We start from the raw sequence: 19,770 nt of genomic DNA on the forward strand, positions 1-19,770 counted from the left end.
GTTGTCACTCATGCGCCGCGCGCGGCCAGATCCACGCCAGGATCATCTGCGGATAGCTGCGCTTCTTTTGCTTCTCCAGCGCTTTGTCGCGCTCCTCAACCTGCTGCGGTGTCAGGTGCACAATCTGCGGTGGCGCATAATCGGCGACGCGCAGCGGTGAGTGCTGACTGACATAGCTGCGCAGCACCTCCGCATCACGCAGGCCGCTGTTGCGGAAACCAGCATGGCCATCAATCACCGGGTAGCCGTCGCCGCCGCTGGCGTTAAAGCTGTTGGTGGCCATGCGATAGGTTTTATCCAGTTGCAGCGGCTCGCCATTGATTTTCACTGCGCTGACGCTTTTGCCATCGGCCACCAGGCTGATGTTGCTGAACTGCGCGAAACCGCCGGAATCGGCTTTGATATTCGCCACCGTCGCCAGGTAGTTCAGCAGCTCTTTGCCCGTCAGCGTCACGGACACCACCTGATTGCCAAATGGCTGGATCTGCAACAGATCGCGCCAGCTGATCTCTCCTTGCGCCAGCGAGGTGCGAATACCGCCGCCGCTGATAACGGCAAAGTCGGCCTGAGTAGCCGCCATCTGCGCGCGCAGGATCAGCTGAGCCAGCGGCATTTGTTCAAAGCGCACCTTGCTGCGGTCGCCATCAAACACGCTGTCGCTGCGACCCACGTTGACCGCCAGCTGTTTGCCGGCGCGCAGCTGATACGGCGTCAGCAGCTTCATCATTGCGCCGTTCTGCGCTATCGCTTCCTGATACGGCAGCCAGGTTTCGCTGCCATCAAGGTTCTTTACCTTGTGCTTAAGGTTGACCGGAATCAGCTGATAGTTATCCAGCGTCAGCTCACCGTTGCGGAAGGTGAAATCGCCGCGACCGACAAATTTTCCCCACTCTTTTGCCTGCACGATCCACACGCCGTTCTGGCGATCCGGCTGGCACGGCTGTCCGGGCTGATAATCCGCCACGCTGACGTTCTCTTTTGCCATGCACACTGCATCGTGCGAATGGCCGCCGACGATCACGTTAACCGTGCCCGGCGGCAGGCTGCGCGCCAGCTCCACATCGCCCGGTGCGTTGCTGCCATGCTGCCCGTCGTCGTAGTGGCCCATGTGCGTCAGCGCGATAATTACATCCGGCTTGTCGCTGGCGCGCAGTTCCGCCACCGCTTTTTCCGTCTCTTTCACCGGATCGCGAATCTCGATCTGCGCCACGTTCTGCGGATTGGCGATGCGCAGCGTGTCAGTGGTGGTCAGGCCGATCACCGCAATTTTCAGCCCCATACGATTGAATATCGCCCATGGCTTAAACAGGCGCTTATCGCTGCCTTTGGCATAAATGTTGGCGGCAAGAAACGGAAACTTCGCCCATTTCTGCTGCTTCTGCAACACGCTGAGCGGTTTGTCGAATTCGTGGTTACCGAGCGCCATCGCGTCATAGCCGATGAGGTTCATGCCGCGAATGTCCGGCTCGGCGTTCAGCACATCCGATTCCGGCACGCCGGTGTTGACGTCGCCCGCCGACAGAATCAGCGCGCCGCCGCCCTTCGCCTGCACATCATACCGCTGCTGATCCATCAGCGTTTTTTGCGCGGCCAGACCATATTCACCCTGCGCGTTGGCCCAGAAATGGCCGTGATGATCGTTGGTGTGCAAAATGCTGAAGCGATAGCTTCGGTCCGGCTGCCAAGCCTGCGCCAGCAGCGGCAACAGCAGCATAATCAGCGCCAGCCAGCGCCCTCTGTGCGGTGATAACAACAAAGCCGATCTCCTTATTCTGCGTTTTTTACCGGGCGGTGCGCCTGATGTGCTTTTTCGCCCTTCTGTGTCGCACAGTTCGCCCTTTAACTCAAGGCCAAAGGCGAATACAGTCATGCATGACGTAACAATCTGATAACGAAATCCCCACCCCTTCAGGATCTTTATGGCAAGTGAACAGACGTTAACCCCGACGCGCCGCACCGGGCGTACCGCTTTTGGCATTCTTGGTGCCATCAGTCTCGCGCATCTGCTGAACGATATGCTGCAATCGCTGTTACTGGCGATCTATCCGCTGCTGCAGAAAGATTTCAGCCTCAGCTTTGTGCAAATTGGTTTGATTACGCTGACGTATCAGGTGACGGCCTCATTATTACAACCGCTGATTGGCTATTACACCGACAAATATCCGAAACCCTGGTCACTGCCGGTCGGGATGGGGTTTACCCTGTTCGGTCTGGTGCTGCTGACCTTTGCCAGCACTTATCCGCAGGTGCTGCTGGCCGCAGCGCTGGTTGGCTGCGGCTCATCGGTGTTCCATCCGGAATCGTCGCGCGTGGCGCGTATGGCCTCCGGCGGCCGCCACGGGCTGGCTCAGTCGCTGTTTCAGGTCGGTGGTAACTTTGGCAGCGCACTCGGGCCGCTGCTGGCCGCCATCATCGTCGCGCCCTATGGCAAAGGCCATCTCAGCTGGTTCATGCTGGCCGCGCTGCTCGGCATCATTGTGCTGCTGCAGGTGAGCCGCTGGTACAGCCACCAGCAGCGCGCCACGCAGGCCAGCGCTGCCAGCAGGCCGCGTAACCCCCTGCCGCGCAATAAAGTGGCGCTGGCCATCGGCATTCTGCTGCTGCTGATATTCTCCAAGTACTTTTATCTCACCAGCCTGAGCAGCTATTACACCTTCTATCTGATGCACAAATTCGGGCTGTCCGTGCAGGCCTCGCAGTTCCATCTGTTTGCCTTTCTCGGCGCGGTCGCCGCCGGCACCATTATCGGTGGGCCGATAGGCGATAAAATCGGACGGAAATATGTCATCTGGGGATCGATTCTCGGCGTGGCGCCGTTTACCCTGCTGTTACCGCACGCCAGCCTGATGTGGACCAGCGTGCTGAGCGTCATTATTGGTCTGATCCTTGCCTCGGCGTTTTCCGCCATTCTGGTCTATGCCCAGGAGCTGCTGCCGGGGCGTATCGGTATGGTTTCCGGGCTGTTTTTCGGTTTTGCTTTTGGCATGGGTGGCCTCGGCGCGGCGGTCCTGGGCGTGGTAGCCGACCACACCAGTATCGAATGGGTGTATCAAATCTGCGCCTGGCTGCCACTTATTGGCCTGTTGACCGCTTTCTTACCTGATCAGCAGCAGCGCTGAGCCCTTTCGGGGGGCAACTATTTTTCTCTGCCCCCCTCCATTCTGCATAAATCCTGCCGATATGCTGAGATAACTGAGGAAAATAGCGCTTCGGCTGCGTTTTTGTCTCATTTTTTCAATTTTTTCGTCTTTCACCGCTCAAATGTTTAAACGCGGCGAACGATTGTGCATTACACTAGGTTGTTACAAGCGGATACATTTGCACACAAGGAGACAGGCATGCATCACACTACCCCGTTGATCACCACCATTGTCGGAGGTCTGGTCCTCGCATTTCTCCTTGGTATGCTGGCGAATCGCCTGCGCATCTCGCCGCTGGTCGGCTATCTGCTGGCCGGCGTGCTGGCGGGTCCTTTTACCCCGGGCTTCGTCGCGGATACCAATCTGGCCCCCGAACTGGCTGAACTCGGCGTTATTCTGCTGATGTTCGGCGTCGGTCTGCACTTCTCGCTAAAGGATTTGATGTCGGTAAAGTCGATTGCCATTCCCGGTGCCATCGCGCAGATCGCGGTCGCCACGCTGCTGGGAATGGGTCTGTCATGGGCGATGGGCTGGTCATGGATGACCGGTCTGGTGTTTGGCCTGTGTCTCTCTACCGCCAGTACCGTGGTGCTGCTGCGCGCGCTGGAAGAGCGTCAACTGATTGATAGCCAGCGCGGGCAAATCGCCATCGGCTGGCTGATCGTCGAAGACCTGGTGATGGTGCTGACGCTGGTGCTGCTGCCGGCCATCGCCGGCATGCTGGAGCAGGGAAATGCCAGCCCGACGCTGCTGGCGTGGGACCTGTTACTGACCATCGGCAAAGTCGCTGCCTTTATGGTGCTGATGATGGTGGTCGGCCGCCGCGTGGTGCCGTGGATTCTGGCCAAAAGCGCCGCCACCGGTTCACGCGAGCTGTTTACGCTGTCGGTACTGGCGCTGGCGCTGGGTATCGCGTTTGGCGCGGTGGAATTCTTTGATGTTTCCTTTGCCCTCGGCGCCTTTTTTGCCGGCATGGTGCTGAATGAATCAGAGCTCAGCCACCGGGCGGCACACGACACGCTGCCGCTGCGCGATGCGTTTGCCGTGCTGTTTTTTGTCTCGGTCGGCATGCTTTTCGACCCGATGATCCTGCTGGAGCAGCCGCTGGCGGTGCTGGGTGCGCTGGCCATTATCGTGCTGGGTAAATCGATTGCCGCCTGGCTGCTGGTCACGCTGCTCGGCCACTCACGGCGCACCGCGCTGACCATCTCCGTCAGCCTGGCGCAGATTGGCGAATTCGCTTTTATCCTCGCCGGACTGGGGATTTCGCTCGGTATGCTGAGCGATGAAGGTCGCAACCTGGTGCTGGCGGCGGCGATTCTCTCCATCATGCTTAACCCGATTCTGTTTACCGTGCTGGAGCGCTACCTCGATAAAACCGAGACCATGGAAGAGCAGACGCTGGAAGAGGCAATTGAAGAAGAGAAGCAGATTCCGGTGGATATCTGCAATCATGCGGTGATTGTGGGTTATGGCCGCGTCGGCAGCCTGCTGGGACAGCAGCTGATGGAAGCTGATGTGCCGCTGGTGGTGGTGGAGAATTCGCGCCCGCGCGTCGAAGCGCTGCGCGAACAGGGCATCAAAGCCGTGCTGGGCAACGCGGCGCGAGTCGATACCATGGATTTAGCGCGTCTTGACTGCGCGCGCTGGCTGCTCCTGACCATCCCCAACGGCTATGAAGCCGGGGAAATTGTTACCGCCGCGCGCGAAAAGCGGGCAGATATTGAGATTATCGCCCGGGCGCATTACGACGACGAAGTGGCCTATATCATGGAGCGTGGCGCCAATCGCGTGGTAATGGGCGAGCGGGAGATTGCCAACAGTATGTTGCATGTATTGCAGGAAGAGATCGCGCAAAACCCGATTGTGCGCGAGTGCCCGATTTAAGACGTTATTAATTTGCCAGGTCGCCATGAATGGCGACCCTACCATAGGATGCGCCGCCATGGAGACCCATGTAGGGTGCGCATTCATGCGCACCGTTTCGCAAAGCGCAGATATCCATCACGCATTCATGCGCATCGTTTCGCACAGCGCAGATATCCATCACACATTCATGCGCACCGCTTTACACAGCGCAGTCATCCATGACGGATCGCTGGTCAACCCGCCGTTATTACCTGTCCCAGTAAGACTCTTCTAAACTGTCTTCCCGCTCCGGCAGTCCGCGCGTCAGACGCGGGGAGTGCTGGTTCAGCACCTGATAACTGACGCGGTTGGCATATTTGCACACCTGCGCCAGCGACGAGTAGGTCAGGTATTCGCGGGCGTGTTTGCTGGAGTTTGGTACTTTCTGACGATGGAAATTATTGGCGGTAATATCGTGCAGCAGCGCCGCCAGCGCGCCATCACCGGCACCATTGGTGTTCATGATCTTCTCCGGACCGCCCATGTAAGGCGCAATGTGCGAGAAGATCCGCAGCGGCTGCTGACAATCCTGATGGCGCATGGCGCGGCTGAACTCATACTGGTTGAACTCGGCAATCGCCCCCGGCAACAGCGGATGATTGGTTTTGCGCTTAAACGCCTCTTCGGTGAACCCGGCCATATACAGCCCGGTCGGTCCGGCGGTGCACAGCACCAGATCGACCCAGTCCAGCGCCATGTTAGAGGCCAGCAGCGGATCCGCTTCGCCGGTCAGCGCGAACGCTTCCTCTTCATTCATCGCCACAATCGAGACGTGTTCGCGCAGGAAATCGCGCCAGAACTGCGGGTTATCCTGAATCACATATTTGGTACCGAGCGTCAGCACCACCGGTACATTGTGCTTTTTGGCGAACTCGATGGCCCGCAGCGTCGCTTCCGGCATCGGTTCGCCCGGCTGACAGCGCACCAGGTAGGATGTCAGCACCAGTGCAGACGCACCGGCAATCACCTCTTCCGGAATACTGGCGGCCTGCAGCTGGTTCATCAGGCCAGGGCTGATAGCAAAGGTGCGCTCGCCCTGCTCGCCGATCAGGGTAAAGCAGCGGCCAATGGCGCCATCGACGCCCTGCAGGAAGTTAAGGTCCATGCGGCTGGAGGTATTGCACAGGTAGCGATAGGCGTAACCGCCAATCTGGATGTTGTTACACATCACGCCGAGCAGCACCGAACGGTCATCAGCCAGCACCGAGTAATTGTGCAGCGTATTACCGATGGTACCGCCGGCAAACTGGTGACTGATCAGCTGCTCGCGCATCAGCTCGTTATACAGCGCTTCGGCGGTCGCATCGTCGATCACCAGCGAATGACCGGCGCTCAGGCCATAGCGCTGCAGGAAGTCGTCATCGACTTTGGCTTCGATATCCACCAGCGTCTGGTCGATACCCACCACCCAGCTGCCCTCCTCCTGCTCCTGCTGGGAAGCCTGCAGCAGCGGATCGCGCGCGTTGACGGGAAAATAATGTTTGGATTTGCGTTTGCCGGGAAATTTCATGAAAGCTGCCGTCAGGGAAAATCAGGCAGAGAATGATATCACATTCTCTGCCGCACCCTTAGCGCCGCGCTTGTACCAGCTGCACCATCATCTCGATGTGCTCATCATCCGCATTAAGCGCCGGAATGTATTCAAATTTCTCGCCGCCAGCGTGCAGGAAGATTTCGCAGTTTTCGCCGCTGATCTCCTCCAGCGTCTCGAGGCAGTCCGCCGCAAAGCCCGGACTCATCACCTGCACATGTTTGATCCCTTTGGCCGGCAGGCTTTTCATGGTCTCATCCGTGTACGGCATCAGCCATGGCTCGCGGCCAAAGCGCGACTGGAAGGTCATCATGATTTTATGCGGCGCAATGCCGAGCGAGGCGGCCAGGGCGTCGGTGGTGTCTTTGCAGCGCAGCGGATAGTCGTCGCCTTCATTGGCGAAGCGCTGCGGAATGCCGTGGTAAGAGAGCACCAGCAGATCCGGCTCGCCGTGTTGGGCAAACGAGCGCTCCACCGAGGCCTTCAGCGCGGCGATATAGGCCGGATGCTCGGCATAATCGCGGATAAACGCCACCTCCGGCAGGGAACGCAGCGGTTTAAAGCTGGCCGCCAGGCCATCCCACACTGCCGCCACCGTGGAGCAGGAGAACTGCGGATAGAGCGGCAGCACGATGAATTTGGTGACGCCCTGCGCCAGCAGACGCTCAACCGCACCGTTGAGGCTCGGCTGGCCGTAACTCATGCCCAGCTCTACCGGCATATCCAGCCGCTGCGCCAGCGCGGCACGCTGCCGCTTGCTGAACACCATCAGCGGGGAACCTTCGTCCATCCACACCGATGCGTACAGCTTCGAAACACGCGGCGAGCGGAACGGCAGAATGATGAAATTGAGAATCGGCCACCACAACCAGCGCGGCGTATCCACCACGCGCGGATCGCCGAGGAACTGTTTCAGATAGCGTTTCACCGCCGCGGTGGTCGGTGCGTCTGGTGTACCTAAGTTAACCAGTAAAACCCCTGGCTTATCTTGCCTCATTGTATTTCCTTGATGTCGCAGACAATGGTTCTGAATCGGGGGAAATTGTAGCGGAAAAAGCGGAGGGGGAAAGCAATTGCTGCAAAAGGGCCGGACAACCGGCCCTGGTCACCACTTAGCCGAGGATATCGGCCAACTGTGCACTCACTTCGGTCACCTGACGGGTGCCGTCGATTTTGTGGTATTCGGTGTTACCGGCTTCGGCTTCTTTGCTGTAGTAAGCAATCAGCGGCGCGGTCAGCTGATGGTATTCCACCAGACGCTTACGCACGGTCTCTTCCTGGTCGTCTTTACGCGTAGTCAGCTCTTCGCCGGTCACGTCATCTTTACCTTCCACTTTTGGCGGATTGTATTTGATGTGGTAAACGCGGCCTGACGGCGCATGCACGCGGCGGCCGACAATGCGATCGACAATCAGTTCGTCCGGTACGGCGAACTCGAGCACGTAATCCACCTTGATGCCCGCCTCTTTCATGGCGTCAGCCTGCGGGATGGTGCGTGGGAAACCATCGAGCAGGAAGCCGTTTTTGCAGTCTTCCTGCGCGATACGCTCTTTAACCAGCGCAATCACCAGCTCGTCCGTTACCAGTTTACCGGCATCCATGATGGCTTTCGCCTGCTGGCCCAATTCGGTGCCGGCTTTGACAGCCGCACGCAACATGTCGCCCGTGGAGATCTGCGGAATACCGTATTTCTCCATGATGAATTGAGCCTGAGTGCCTTTACCTGCGCCCGGTGCCCCGAGCAGAATAATACGCATTGCGTAATTCCCCTTGCGAATCGCATTGATCAATCTGAGAAGGCCAAGAACATACCATTATGACCCGCACACCACAAGGCAACGGGCCCCCGGGCGCTGAAAGGCCTACTTTGACCTGCTTTAGCGCGGTGCGCCAGTAGCAGGCGCGTTTTTAAGAATTTCGGCTGTCTCTGAGCACCTCGCGCAGCCGTTTTTTTAGCGCAGCGGTGACGTTCTGCGGCTTATTGCCGTTGCCGCGCACGCTGACCGGCAAAAACAGGCGATGCGGCGCGGGCAGCAGCTGCATATCTGCGGGCAACGCTGGCAGCGCACTGCCGGGCGGCAAGGGCAGCAGCGCAAACGGCAGGCCGGGCTGGTGAATCGACTGCAGCGTGAACGGCGTATCCAGCGTCAGGCTGTCGACAGTGGCAACGTTGAAGGGCTGCCAGTCGTCCTGCGCCATGCTCTCCAGCGCGCGTTCCGGCGCGTCACCCAGCGCCAGTCCATGTTCGAACAGCCGCAGTTCGCTGCGCACCAGCGTACTAAAATCATGAGTACGCAGCGCAATCAGCACCAGATCGTCGCTCAGCATCGCATGCTGATTCAGCTGGGTGACAAACAGTCGTGCCTCGCTGATGAGTCGTTTATGCAACACGCTGGCGAAGGAGCCGGACGCGTGCGTCACGCCCTGGCTCTGGCAGGCACTGAGATTGCGCACCCGGCCCTGCTGCATATCGACGTGATCGACCAGCGCGATATTGCCCGCCATCATCGGCAGGGCCGGCAACACGCTGAGTTCGCTGACCGGATATTGCGCGGCGTAGCGCGTCTGATTGCGCGCCTGCTCCTGGCGCAGAAACAGTTGCGAGAGCAGCACGCGCGCGATGTGCAGTGAAGGGGCAAAAAACAGATCGTAATTTTCCAGCCGATAGTGACGGGACAGCAAGCCGCGCAGCCGATCGCGCGCCGCCGCCCTGGCAGTAGCCTGTTGTGAAGTCATCACGTGACATTTCTCTGTATTATTGTGCTGTGTGAAACTGGCGCTGGCAGCGGACATCGCCGCTGCTGTACACAGCGCAGCCGGTCCGTCAACCCGCCAGATTAAGCAGGAAAGGTTAGGTTAATGCGGCTGGACATTAAAATGATATAAACTGACAATCCCTGTTAGGTTTTTACACAGGGGATGAGTATGACCGCGCTTCCGTCGTTACGTGCACTGCACTATTTTCATCAGGCGGCGCTGCATTGCAGCTTTAGCGTCGCGGCCGAATGTCTCCATGTCACCCACAGCGCCATCAGCCATCAGATTCGCCAGCTGGAGAGCTGGATGGGCAAACCTCTGTTCATCCGCACCAACGGGCGCGTGCGCTTAACCTCTCACGGCGAACGCCTGCTGGTGAGCTGCCAGAAAGCCTTTAGCGAACTCTCTACCACCTGCGTAAGTATTCGCACCGGGATGCGCAACCATCTGAGCGTCGCCTGTACCCCAAGTTTTTTATCCCAGTGGCTGATTCCGCGCATCAGCAGCTTTTACCAGCGCTATCCCGATATTGAAGTGCAATTTCAGCCGCAGGGCGAGATTGCTCAGCTGCGCAGCGAACACACCGATGTGCTGATCCTCAGTTATGAACAGGCGCCGGACGACGACATAGATGCCTCGCTCATCAGCGATGATTACGTTGGCCCGCTGTGCGCCCCACAGTACGCGGCGCGTTTTCACAGCGAGCAGGATCTGGCGTCGCTGCCGCTTTTGCACGCCGATACCCGCCTGCAGGCCTGGGCCGAATGGGCGAAGATCAGCGGCGTGCGCGGTAATTTTTGGCTGGGCAAACATTTCGATAATCTGACGCTGGCGATTCAGGCCGCGAGAAACGGACTGGGCGTGATTGTGGCGCCGCGCCTGCTGGTGCGTCAGGAGCTGAACGACGGCACGCTGATTGCGCCGCTGGGGTTTGTGCGCGCCGACCGTGCCACCTGGATGATGACCAAGCGGTCACGCCAGCACGATGCGGAGATTACGTTGTTCCGTGATTGGTTGCGGGATGAAGCGCTGAAGTAAGCAAGGGCAGCATAAATAAAAAGGTCGTCATTAATGACGACCCTACAGAGAGTGGACAGTTGTCGAATCGGTGCCAGGTAACCGGTAGGGTCGGCATGCATGCCGACCGTTCCGATTACCGCACCGCGTTACGCCGTCAGCAACTGATTCATGCGGCGGATAAACTGGTTAGGATCGTCCAGCGTGCCGCGCTCAGCCAGCAGCGCCTGATCCAGCAACAGTTCAACCCACTCCGCAAAGCGCGCTTCATCCTGCGTATCAGCCACGCGTTTCACCAGCGTATGCTCCGGGTTGATCTCAAAGATGTACTTCACTTCCGGCACATCCTGACCGGCCGCGGCGAACAGCTTCGCCATCTGCGTGGTCATTTCGTTGGCGTCGGTGGTGACAATCGCCGGCGTGTCGGTAAGGCGATGGGTCAGGCGCACCTCTTTGACGCGCTCGCCCAGCAGGGTTTTCACGCGATCGACGAACGGCTCCAGCGCTTTTTCCGCTTCCTTCTGCGCTTCCGTCTCTTCATCCGCCAGCTTGCTCAGCGACTCATCCGCTTTGCTCACCGACTGGAACGCTTTGCCATCGAATTCCGTCAGGTAGCTCATCATCCACTCGTCGATACGATCGGACAGCAGCAGGACCTCGATGCCTTTCTTACGGAACAGCTCCAGATGCGGGCTGCTTTTCGCGGCGGCATAGCTGTCGGCAGTGATGTAGTAAATCTTCTCCTGCCCTTCAACCATGCGGCTAACGTAATCTTCCAGTGAAACGGTCTGCGCCGCGCCTTCGCTCTGGGTGGTGGCGAAACGCAGCAGTTTAGCAATCGCCTCCTGGTTGGCATGATCTTCCGCCGGGCCCTCTTTCAGCACCAGACCGAACTCTTTCCAGAACTGCTGATATTTCTCTGCGTCGTCTTTAGCCAGTTTTTCCAGCATCTGCAGGCTGCGTTTGGTCAGCGCGGCGCGCAGGCTCTGCGTGACGCGGCTGTCCTGCAGGATCTCACGGGAGACGTTGAGCGGCAGATCGCTGGAATCTATCAGGCCACGCACAAAGCGCAGGTAGTTCGGCATGAACTGTTCCGCGTCATCCATGATGAAGACGCGCTGCACGTACAGCTTCAGACCGTGCTTGCTGTCGCGGTTCCACATGTCGAACGGCGCACGCGACGGGATGTACAGCAGACTGGTGTACTCCTGCTTACCTTCGACGCGGTTGTGGCTCCAGATGGCCGGATCGCTGAAATCATGGGCGATGTGTTTGTAGAACTCGTTGTACTCTTCGTCGCTGATTTCGCCTTTGTTGCGCGTCCACAGCGCCTGGGCTTTGTTGATCTTCTCCCAGGTGACGGTATCGTTCTCTTCGTCTTTGGTCTCGATCTCCACCGGCAGCGCGATATGATCGGAATATTTGCTGATCACGTTGCGCACGCGCCACGCGTCGAGGAAGTCATCTTCGCCTTCACGGAAGTGCAGCGTAATTTCGGTGCCGCGATCGGCTTTCTCAATCTCCGCCAGCGTATACTCGCCTTCGCCAGCGGATTCCCAGAACACGCCTTCGTCGGCTTTGGCGCCCGCGGCACGGGTGCGTACCGTCACTTTGTCAGCCACGATAAACGCCGAGTAGAAACCGACGCCGAACTGGCCGATCAGCTGGCTGTCTTTTGCCTGATCGGAACCCATCGATTCCAGAAACGCTTTGGTACCGGATTTCGCGATGGTGCCGAGGTTTTCAATCACCTCATCACGACGCATACCGATGCCGTTATCGCTCAGCGTCAGCGTGCGTTTTTCCTTGTCGACCGAGATACGCACGCGCAGGTCGCCATCGCCTTCGTACAGATCCGGCGTCGACAGTGCGCGGAAGCGCAGCTTGTCAGCCGCATCGGAGGCGTTGGAGATCAGTTCACGCAGGAAAATCTCTTTGTTTGAATAGAGGGAATGGATCATCAGGTGCAGAAGTTGTTTTACCTCTGACTGGAAGCCACGCGTCTCTTGTCCTTTCATGGTCATTGCTACCTCAACAGAATCGGGGTTGATCAATTGTTGAGAGTGAAATGGGGATGGTGGGAAGAATTTCAAGCCGGTATCGCAGCAGGATACCGGCAAGTGGTCAGAATTTAATCTTGTGCCGTCCGGCAAGCGAGTGCGACAGCGTTGTGCCGTCGACCATTTCCAGTTCACCGCCGACCGGAACCCCGTGCGCGATGCGGCTGGCATCAACGCCATACTGGCCGCACAGCTCGGCGATATAGTTAGCCGTGGCTTCGCCTTCCACCGTGGGGTTGGTGGCGAGGATCACCTCCTGCAGCGTCTCACGTTCAAGGCGCTGCTCCAGCCGATCCAGGCCAATGTCCTGCGGGCCGATGCCGTCCAGCGGCGACAGATGGCCCATCAGCACAAAGTAACGACCGCCAAACTGGCCGGTCTGCTCGATGGCGTGGATATCCGCCGGGCTCTCCACCACGCAAATCTGGCCGTTTTGCTGACGGCGGGGATTGGCGCAGATGGTGCAGATCTCCTGCTCGGTGAAGGTGTGGCAGTCGGAACAGTGGCCGATTTCTGCCATGGCGCGGGTCAGCGCCTGCGCCAGACGCATGCCACCGCTGCGATCGCGCTGCAACAGATGAAACGCCATGCGCTGCGCCGATTTCGGGCCAACGCCCGGTAAACAGCGCAGCGACTCCATCAAAGCTTCAAGCAGTGGACTGGTTTGCATCAGAACGGCATCTTGAAGCCAGGCGGCAGCTGCATACCGGCAGAGACGGACGCCATCTTCTCTTTCTGCGTTTCATCAATACGGCGCGCCGCATCGTTAAACGCCGCAGCGATCAGATCTTCCAGCATCTCTTTGTCATCTTCCAGCAGGCTGGGATCGACTTCCACGCGGCGGCAGTTGTGCGCACCGTTGATGGTCACTTTGACCAGGCCAGCCCCTGATTCGCCGGTGACTTCCAGTGCGGCGATCTCTTCCTGAACTTTGGCCATTTTATCCTGCATCTGCTGGGCCTGTTTCATCAGGTTGCCCAATCCGCCTTTACCAAACATAGTTTTCTCTCTCTGCTGGGGCTGCGCGCAACACTGCGCGACAGCGTGATCATACGGGTCGGATACTCTCTTCATCCAGGTCCGCATCAAAGAAGCGACGCAGCGTCTGAATGTGGGTATCGCTTTCGATCGACTGACGCGCCTGCGCCAGCTTCTCTTCATAAATGGCCTGACGCCACTCCAGCGGCGTCAATACCGCCGGATTATCGTCTTCCACGATGGTCAGTTCAACCGTCTGGCCGGCCGCCTGGCTCAGCGCATCCTGAATCGCCTGGCGCGCCGGGGCAGAGTTGAGATGACGCTGGCTGCTGCGCAAATGCAGCGTCACGCCCTGCTCATTCACCTCTTTCCACGCGTTCAGCGCGACCTGCTGGACCAGCTTCGGCAGCGTCAGCGTGGCGATTTCCGCCGCCCAGGCATCGCGCTGCAGCGCCTCTTCCGCCAGTTTGAGCGCCAGCTCTGGCGTTTTCTCATGCTCCAGCGCAGAACGCAAGGCTTTTGGCGTCGCCACCGGCTCCGGCTTAATCTCCTCCTGCTGCTGGGCTTTCCAGCGATACGCTTCCGGTTTCGCCGGCGCTTTTACCGCCGGCTCAGACGCGCGCTGTTGCACGCGCTCGGTGACGCTTGCCAGACGTTCCAGCGCCGGGTTTGCCGGCCGCGCGGAACGCGCTGCCGGCTCACTCTTTTTTGCTTTGCCGGCTCCCTGACGCAGCAGCTGCGTCCGCGCCTGTAACAGCTGACTGGTGGCGTCGGGCAAGTTATCCGGGGCCGGCGCCATATCGGGATAATCATCGGCCGGCGGCGGCGACTCATCCATCGGCGGTGCCATCTGCGGCTGCGCGGCCACAGCGGGTGCGGCTTTGGTCTGAGGCGCTGGCGCGGCAACGGCCGGCGCGGCCTGCGGCGTCAGCGACGGGCGCGCCACCGGTTCAGCGATGGTGGCCTGCGGATGAAACGCCAGCGCACGCAGCAGCGTCATTTCCACGCCCAGCCGGCGATCCGGCGCCAGCGGCAAATCTTTGCGCCCCATCAGCAGCGTCTGGTAATAGAGCTGAACGTCAGCAGGCGGCAGCACGCGCGCCAGTTCGCGCAGGCGCTGCGCCTGGTTGGCATCATCATCGCCAAGCGAGCTGGGCAGCAGCTGGACCATCGCGATACGGTGCAGCAGACGCAGCATCTCCACCAGCAGCGCCTCCCACTCCACGCCGCGCGATGCGGCCTGATTCAGCAGCGCCATCACCTGTTCGCCGTTGCCTTCCACCAGCGCTTCAATCAGTGCCAGCGGCTGTTCATCATCCAGCGTGCCCAGCATTTGCGCCACGCTGTCGCGCGTGACGCTGCCCTGCCCCATGGCTATCGCCTGGTCGGTGAGGCTGAGCGCATCGCGCATACTGCCGTCGGCGGCGCGCGCCAGCAGATGCAGCGCGCGCGGCTCGGCGTCAATCTGCTCCTGCTGCAGCACGTGCGCCAGCTGCTGCTGAATCTGTTCGACGTCGAGGGCTTTCAGGTGGAACTGCAGGCAGCGCGACAGAATGGTTACCGGCAGCTTCTGCGGATCGGTGGTCGCCAGCAGGAATTTCACGTGTGACGGCGGCTCTTCCAGCGTTTTCAGCAGCGCATTAAAGCTGTGGCGCGACAGCATATGCACTTCATCGATCAGATAGACCTTAAAGCGCCCGCGCGCGGGTGCATACTGCACGTTATCCAGCAGGTCGCGCGTGTCTTCCACTTTGGTGCGCGAGGCGGCATCGATTTCGATCAGATCGACAAAGCGCCCCTGTTCAATCTCGCGACAGTTATCGCACTGTCCACAGGGCGTGGCCGTGATACCGGTTTCGCAGTTGAGGCCTTTGGCCAGCAGACGCGCAATCGAGGTTTTCCCCACGCCGCGCGTGCCGGAAAACAGATAGGCATGATGGATGCGTCCCAGTGACAACCCGTTGGCCAGCGCCGTCAGCACATGTTCCTGACCGACTACGTCGGCGAAAGCCTGGGGACGCCATTTTCGCGCAAGTACCTGATAGCTCATGTGGATTCAATCACTGGAGTTGTTTAACCTGGCACAGCAGCACGCTCAGTTGCGCCGATTCTGCCGTGGGACTTAGGGGAAAAATGCGGTGACGCAAACCCTGTTTATTTTGACAGGAGTGTAACAGCCACAGCCGGATATGCCTATACCCGTGATACGTCGCGCGCTGCGCTTCAGGGCGGAATACGCCTGTCAGGGAGTGCGAAGAGTGGCGCCGCCGGGCATGAAGGCGGGCGGCGCGATGGCCTTAGTGGCCGGGGAAGTTGACCAGGCTATAGCAGTCGATACCCAGCGCGTTCAGGCGCGCTTCGCCGCTTAAATCAAACAGGTTGATCACGAACGCGGCGTCTTTAACTTCACCGCCCGCACGACGAATCAGTTTCACCGTGGCTTCAAGGGTGCCGCCGGTTGCCAGCAGATCGTCCACTACCAGCACCACATCGCCGGGTTTGATGGCGTCTTTGTGCAGTTCCAGCGCGTCTGAACCGTACTCCAGTTCATAGCTTTCGCTGAAAGTTTCACGCGGCAGTTTGCCCGGCTTGCGCACCGGCACAAATCCCACGCCCAGACCCAGCGCAACCGGCGCCCCGAACAGGAAGCCACGCGCTTCGGTGCCCACCACTTTGGTGATGCCTTTATTACGATAACGCTCTACCAGAATGGCGATCGCTGCGGCATACGCCTGCGGATCTTCCATCAGACTGGTGACGTCACGGAACAGGATGCCCGGCTTCGGATAGTCAGGAATGCTTTTGATGCTGTTTTTGATCAGTTCAAGCTGCTGCGCAGTTGCGGTCATAAAGGTTACGCCTGGAAAAATATCTAAAACGCGCAGCTCCCACAGCGCCAATACCCGGAAACCGGGTTAAGCGAAGTCGTTTCTCAAAGGGAAGCCACGCACGAAGATGCCCAAATCTAAGCAAACAGCCGGCTAAATGCAACCCTGATGCTACGGTTCGTGCGGGTTCGCACTTTCTGCTACAACCGGGATGCGCCACAGCATGAGCAGCAGCAGCGCCAGCATCACACCGAGCAGGATGCGCAGCCACAGCAGCTTCACCAGCCAGATTGAAACCGCAAAGGTGATGACAATCAGCAACATGGCGCGGCTTTTGGCACCGGGCGGCATGGCGCGATGCTGCTGCCAGTGGCGCAGATAGCGGCCAAACGGCGAGCGCCACAGCAGCCAGTGGTGAAAGCGTGGCGACGAGCGGGCAAAACACCAGGCGGCCAGCAACACGAATGGCGTGGTCGGTAGTAAAGGTAATACAATGCCCAGCGTGCCCAGCACAATCGCCAGCCAGCCAAGGCTTAACAGTAAAATGCGCTGCATGCCAGATGCCTGAAAAATGTCACAACAGCGCTACGTTAACACAGACGGAATCGAAGTGATGCCTCAACTGCCCGCCCAACAGCGTCTGCACGCAATGATTGACACGCTGCGCCAGCAGATTGCGCAGCAGCCGGACGGTAGCTGCCGTCAGCCGCGCTTTGACGCGCAGCTGTTTCGCTGCAAAGGCACGCGGCTGGCTGACTATCTGCAAGAGCTGCAGCACAATGCGGCGCAGCTCGCGGCGTCCGACAGTGATGCGTCGCGCCGCCAGTGGCTGGCGCAGAAGGTGCTGGACCAGATTGCCGCGCTGCAGCGCGAGTGCAGTAGCCAGCAACTGCGCGTGGTGCGTGAACGGCCGCGTCGCGATCCGCTGCAGCCGAAGCGTGATGAGTACCGCGGCTATGAAACGCGACTGCTGGCCATGCTGCAGCAGCGCGAACAGCACCTGGCACGCGCTGAAACGCTGAGCGTGCAGCAGCAGCTGATGCGCGAGGTGGAGATTCTGCAGGAGCGGCTGGCGCGCTGCCGCGCCGCGCTGCATAAACTGGAGATCGCGGCGCAGCCGTAAGCCGTTCGCTTTCCTCTATACTGGAAACAGCGCTGACGGGAGGAAAAGCATGACCCTTATCATCTGGATTATTATTGGCCTGGCTGCCGGCTGGCTGAAGCGGAGGGTGTTTCCCGGCCGTCCCGGCGGACTGGTACCGACGCTGGTGCTGGCGGTGATCGGCGCGCTGATTGGCGGCTACATCGCCACGTATTTCACCACGGGTGACCTCGGTACGCTGCATCCGACGGGCTTTGCCGTGGCGCTGGCCGGTGCTCTGCTAATGCTGCTGGTCGCCGCTAAACTACGTATTTAGGAGACACTATGACGCTGGATACCGCGCCGGACGACATCAAGCTGGCGGTCGATTTAATTCAGCTGCTGGAGGAAAACCAGGTACCCACGGCCACGGTGCTGGCTGCGCTGGCGATTGTCCAGCGCGATTATGAGCAGAAGCTGGCGGCCGAGCGCACCGCTTAGCGCGTGCCGGCGAGCGTCGGGCTCAGGCGCAGCATATCTATAAATGCCTCGACCACCTGCGGCGCTTCACTCACCAGATCAAAACTTTGCGGATTGAACAACCAGCTCTCCATCATGCCGCTGATGTAGCCGCGCATCAGCAGCGCCGCCTGACGGGTGTTGAGGCTGGCCGGGAGCTGCCCGGCCTCGATACAGCTGCGCAGCACCTCTTCGATGCGGTCATAACACGCCTGCAGCAGCCCCTGCTGCATCGCCATTAACGTCGACATTTCGCCAACGAACTCACATTTATGGAAGATAATCTCCATTAATGCGCGTCTTTGTGGATCCTTTGCTGTGGCTTCAAGGATATAGATCAGCATCGAACGCATTACAGAAAGTGGATCGCCAGGGTATTTTGTCTGATACTCAAGTTCCACATCGTCGAGCCCGGCGTCGCAGCGCAGCCAGATCTCCTGTAACAGATCGGCTTTATTTTTAAAATGCCAGTAGATAGCGCCGCGCGTGACGCCAGCGGCCGCGGCGATATCCGCCAGTGAGGTGGCGGCCACACCGTGTTCAGAAAAGTGAGCTAGAGCGGCATCCAGAATTTGATGTCGCGTTTCAAGTGCTTGCGCTTTGGTTTTTCGTGCCATAGAGGACTGTTTTTACAAACTGGCAAGTTTACATACATTTGTGAATGTATGTACCATAGCACGACCCGTGTTTTAACGCAGCAATGGGTTTAACGGTTTGTGATCCATTGATCATTTGATATCGGACACTAGAGGTTTATTTATGAATAAAAACAGAGGATTAGCGCCTCTGGCGGCCGCCGTGATGCTTACAGGCAGCTTTTTGTTAACAGGATGTGATGATAATAAATCCCAGCAAGCCGCCCAGCAGCAGCCCCCGGAAGTGGGTGTTGTCACGTTAAAAAACGAGCCCCTGAAAATCACCACCGAACTGCCAGGCCGTACTTCGGCGTTCCGCGTGGCTGAAGTGCGTCCGCAGGTGTCAGGTATCATTCTCAAGCGTAATTTTGTTGAAGGCAGTGATGTTAAAGCCGGCGATTCGCTGTACCAGATCGATCCCGCCACCTATCAGGCCGCGTACGACAGCGCAAAAGGCGATTTAGCCCAGGCTCAGGCCAACGCGCGCGTTGCCCAGCTGACGGTGAATCGTTACAAGCCGCTGCTGGGTACCAAATATATCAGCCAGCAGGACTACGATAACGCCGCGGCCACCGCCGCGCAGACCGCAGCAGCCGTACAGGCGGCGCAGGCCAATGTGGAAACCGCCCGCATTAACCTGGCGTACACCAAAGTGACCTCGCCAATCAGCGGCCGCATTGGTAAATCCTCGGTGACGGAAGGTGCGCTGGTGTCGAACGGCCAGACCACCGCGCTGGCGACCGTGCAGCAACTCGATCCGATGTACGTCGATGTGACCCAATCCAGCGATGATTTTCTGCGCCTGCGCGGCGAGCTGGAGTCGGGTCAGCTGAAGCAGAACGACGGCAAAGCTAACGTTACCCTGCTGATGCAGAACGGTAGCGCATACAGCCAGCCGGGCACACTGGAATTTTCTGATGTTACCGTGGATGAAACCACTGGCTCGATTACCCTGCGCGCGATTTTCCCGAATCCGGATCATCGTTTGCTGCCGGGCATGTTCGTGCGTGCACGTCTGGATGAGGGCACTAACCCGACGGCGCTGCTGGTACCGCAGACCGGCGTAACCCGCACGCCAACCGGTGAAGCCACCGCGATGGTAGTGGGCGCGGATAATAAAGTCGAAGTGCGTAAGATTACCGCGAACCAGGCGTTTGGCGACAAATGGCTGGTGACCGATGGCCTGAAAGAGGGCGATCGCGTGATTACCGTCGGTATTCAGCGTGCTAAACCGGGTGCTCAGGTGACGCCGCAGGAAGTCAAAGATGATGCCAAAGCCGCACCGGAATCTCAGTCTGCTAAATCATCGTCATAAA

The 19,770-nt window shown here is 59.0% G+C and carries 19 protein-coding genes and 1 other annotated feature; of the genes, 7 read left to right on the forward strand and 12 right to left on the reverse strand.

Annotation, left to right across the window (positions count from 1 at the left end; genetic code table 11):
- Positions 1-4: 4 nt before the first annotated feature.
- Positions 5-1,756, reverse strand: coding sequence for a bifunctional UDP-sugar hydrolase/5'-nucleotidase UshA (ushA, locus tag AC6I79_RS14110; protein ID WP_141496711.1), 1,752 nt, complete (start codon positions 1,754-1,756; stop codon positions 5-7).
- A gap of 163 nt (positions 1,757-1,919) precedes the next feature.
- Between ushA and AC6I79_RS14115 the strand changes: the two genes are divergently transcribed.
- Together AC6I79_RS14115 and ybaL are read left to right on the forward strand one after the other, a co-directional pair.
- Entirely contained in the window at positions 1,920-3,119 is a 1,200-nt protein-coding gene (locus tag AC6I79_RS14115; protein WP_058769404.1) for an MFS transporter, read from the forward strand.
- Between the two features lie 219 nt (positions 3,120-3,338).
- Entirely contained in the window at positions 3,339-5,027 is a 1,689-nt protein-coding gene (ybaL, locus tag AC6I79_RS14120; RefSeq protein ID WP_021508650.1) for a YbaL family putative K(+) efflux transporter, read from the forward strand.
- A 229-nt stretch (positions 5,028-5,256) separates the two neighbouring features.
- Here ybaL and AC6I79_RS14125 read toward each other — a convergent pair whose 3' ends face one another.
- From AC6I79_RS14125 to AC6I79_RS14140, 4 genes are all read right to left on the reverse strand, one after another.
- A complete protein-coding gene (locus tag AC6I79_RS14125) occupies positions 5,257-6,558 on the reverse strand; it encodes an inosine/guanosine kinase (protein WP_211725697.1) in 1,302 nt (433 codons plus the stop codon).
- Between the two features lie 58 nt (positions 6,559-6,616).
- Complete coding sequence (gene hemH / locus AC6I79_RS14130) at positions 6,617-7,576, reverse strand: ferrochelatase (protein ID WP_211725698.1); 960 nt, start codon at positions 7,574-7,576, stop codon at positions 6,617-6,619.
- 115 nt (positions 7,577-7,691) lie between these two features.
- Entirely contained in the window at positions 7,692-8,336 is a 645-nt protein-coding gene (adk, locus tag AC6I79_RS14135; RefSeq protein ID WP_021507222.1) for an adenylate kinase, read from the reverse strand.
- Positions 8,337-8,487: 151 nt separating this feature from the next.
- Positions 8,488-9,315: a DUF6024 family protein gene (locus AC6I79_RS14140; protein ID WP_498027744.1), complete on the reverse strand. Its 828-nt coding sequence runs from the start codon at positions 9,313-9,315 to the stop codon at positions 8,488-8,490.
- 189 nt (positions 9,316-9,504) lie between these two features.
- Here AC6I79_RS14140 and AC6I79_RS14145 point away from each other — a divergent pair, with 189 nt between their 5' ends.
- On the forward strand, positions 9,505-10,374 hold the full coding sequence (locus tag AC6I79_RS14145) for a LysR substrate-binding domain-containing protein (protein ID WP_058769402.1): 870 nt from the start codon (positions 9,505-9,507) through the stop codon (positions 10,372-10,374).
- Positions 10,375-10,502: 128 nt separating this feature from the next.
- On the opposite strand, the gene htpG is transcribed toward AC6I79_RS14145, so the two are convergent.
- The 6 genes from htpG to AC6I79_RS14175 form a co-directional block, all read right to left on the reverse strand.
- The gene (htpG, locus tag AC6I79_RS14150; protein WP_185749251.1) at positions 10,503-12,371 is read right to left on the reverse strand and encodes a molecular chaperone HtpG; all 1,869 of its coding nucleotides are present in this window, start codon (positions 12,369-12,371) and stop codon (positions 10,503-10,505) included.
- A gap of 106 nt (positions 12,372-12,477) precedes the next feature.
- Positions 12,478-13,083, reverse strand: a complete 606-nt coding sequence (gene recR, locus AC6I79_RS14155) for a recombination mediator RecR (protein ID WP_498027340.1) — start codon at positions 13,081-13,083, stop codon at positions 12,478-12,480.
- Positions 13,083-13,412: a YbaB/EbfC family nucleoid-associated protein gene (locus AC6I79_RS14160; RefSeq protein WP_010616869.1), complete on the reverse strand. Its 330-nt coding sequence runs from the start codon at positions 13,410-13,412 to the stop codon at positions 13,083-13,085. The genes recR and AC6I79_RS14160 overlap by 1 nt, the downstream gene beginning before the upstream one ends.
- Before the next feature lie 49 nt (positions 13,413-13,461).
- A complete protein-coding gene (gene dnaX, locus AC6I79_RS14165; protein WP_498027341.1) occupies positions 13,462-15,441 on the reverse strand; it encodes a DNA polymerase III subunit gamma/tau in 1,980 nt (659 codons plus the stop codon).
- Positions 14,059-14,120: a sequence feature (DnaX frameshifting element), on the reverse strand. It overlaps the preceding gene by 62 nt.
- A gap of 247 nt (positions 15,442-15,688) precedes the next feature.
- On the reverse strand, positions 15,689-16,240 hold the full coding sequence (apt, locus tag AC6I79_RS14170; RefSeq protein WP_031279659.1) for an adenine phosphoribosyltransferase: 552 nt from the start codon (positions 16,238-16,240) through the stop codon (positions 15,689-15,691).
- Positions 16,241-16,390: 150 nt separating this feature from the next.
- Complete coding sequence (locus tag AC6I79_RS14175; RefSeq protein WP_058775241.1) at positions 16,391-16,774, reverse strand: DUF454 family protein; 384 nt, start codon at positions 16,772-16,774, stop codon at positions 16,391-16,393.
- Between the two features lie 58 nt (positions 16,775-16,832).
- Between AC6I79_RS14175 and priC the strand changes: the two genes are divergently transcribed.
- The 3 genes from priC to rsmS are packed head-to-tail and all read left to right on the forward strand — an operon-like array spanning position 16,833 to position 17,801.
- Positions 16,833-17,342 (forward strand): primosomal replication protein PriC, encoded by a 510-nt coding sequence (gene priC / locus AC6I79_RS14180; protein WP_021507214.1) that lies wholly within the window; start codon positions 16,833-16,835, stop codon positions 17,340-17,342.
- 49 nt (positions 17,343-17,391) lie between these two features.
- The gene (locus AC6I79_RS14185) at positions 17,392-17,637 is read left to right on the forward strand and encodes a GlsB/YeaQ/YmgE family stress response membrane protein (protein WP_010616865.1); all 246 of its coding nucleotides are present in this window, start codon (positions 17,392-17,394) and stop codon (positions 17,635-17,637) included.
- 8 nt (positions 17,638-17,645) lie between these two features.
- Positions 17,646-17,801, forward strand: a complete 156-nt coding sequence (rsmS, locus tag AC6I79_RS14190; protein ID WP_021507212.1) for a pleiotropic regulatory protein RsmS — start codon at positions 17,646-17,648, stop codon at positions 17,799-17,801.
- Here the strand turns inward: rsmS and acrR are convergent.
- Positions 17,798-18,436 carry a multidrug efflux transporter transcriptional repressor AcrR gene (gene acrR, locus AC6I79_RS14195; protein ID WP_031279658.1) on the reverse strand — a complete coding sequence of 213 codons (639 nt, stop codon included), beginning with the start codon at positions 18,434-18,436 and terminating at the stop codon, positions 17,798-17,800. The two genes, rsmS and acrR, sit on opposite strands and share 4 nt — an antisense overlap.
- Before the next feature lie 142 nt (positions 18,437-18,578).
- On the opposite strand from acrR, the gene AC6I79_RS14200 reads away from it, so the two are divergent.
- Complete coding sequence (locus tag AC6I79_RS14200; protein ID WP_058757947.1) at positions 18,579-19,769, forward strand: efflux RND transporter periplasmic adaptor subunit; 1,191 nt, start codon at positions 18,579-18,581, stop codon at positions 19,767-19,769.
- The last annotated feature ends 1 nt before the right edge of the window (position 19,770 follow it).

It is taken from the genome of gamma proteobacterium symbiont of Scutellera amethystina, assembly GCF_059730845.1.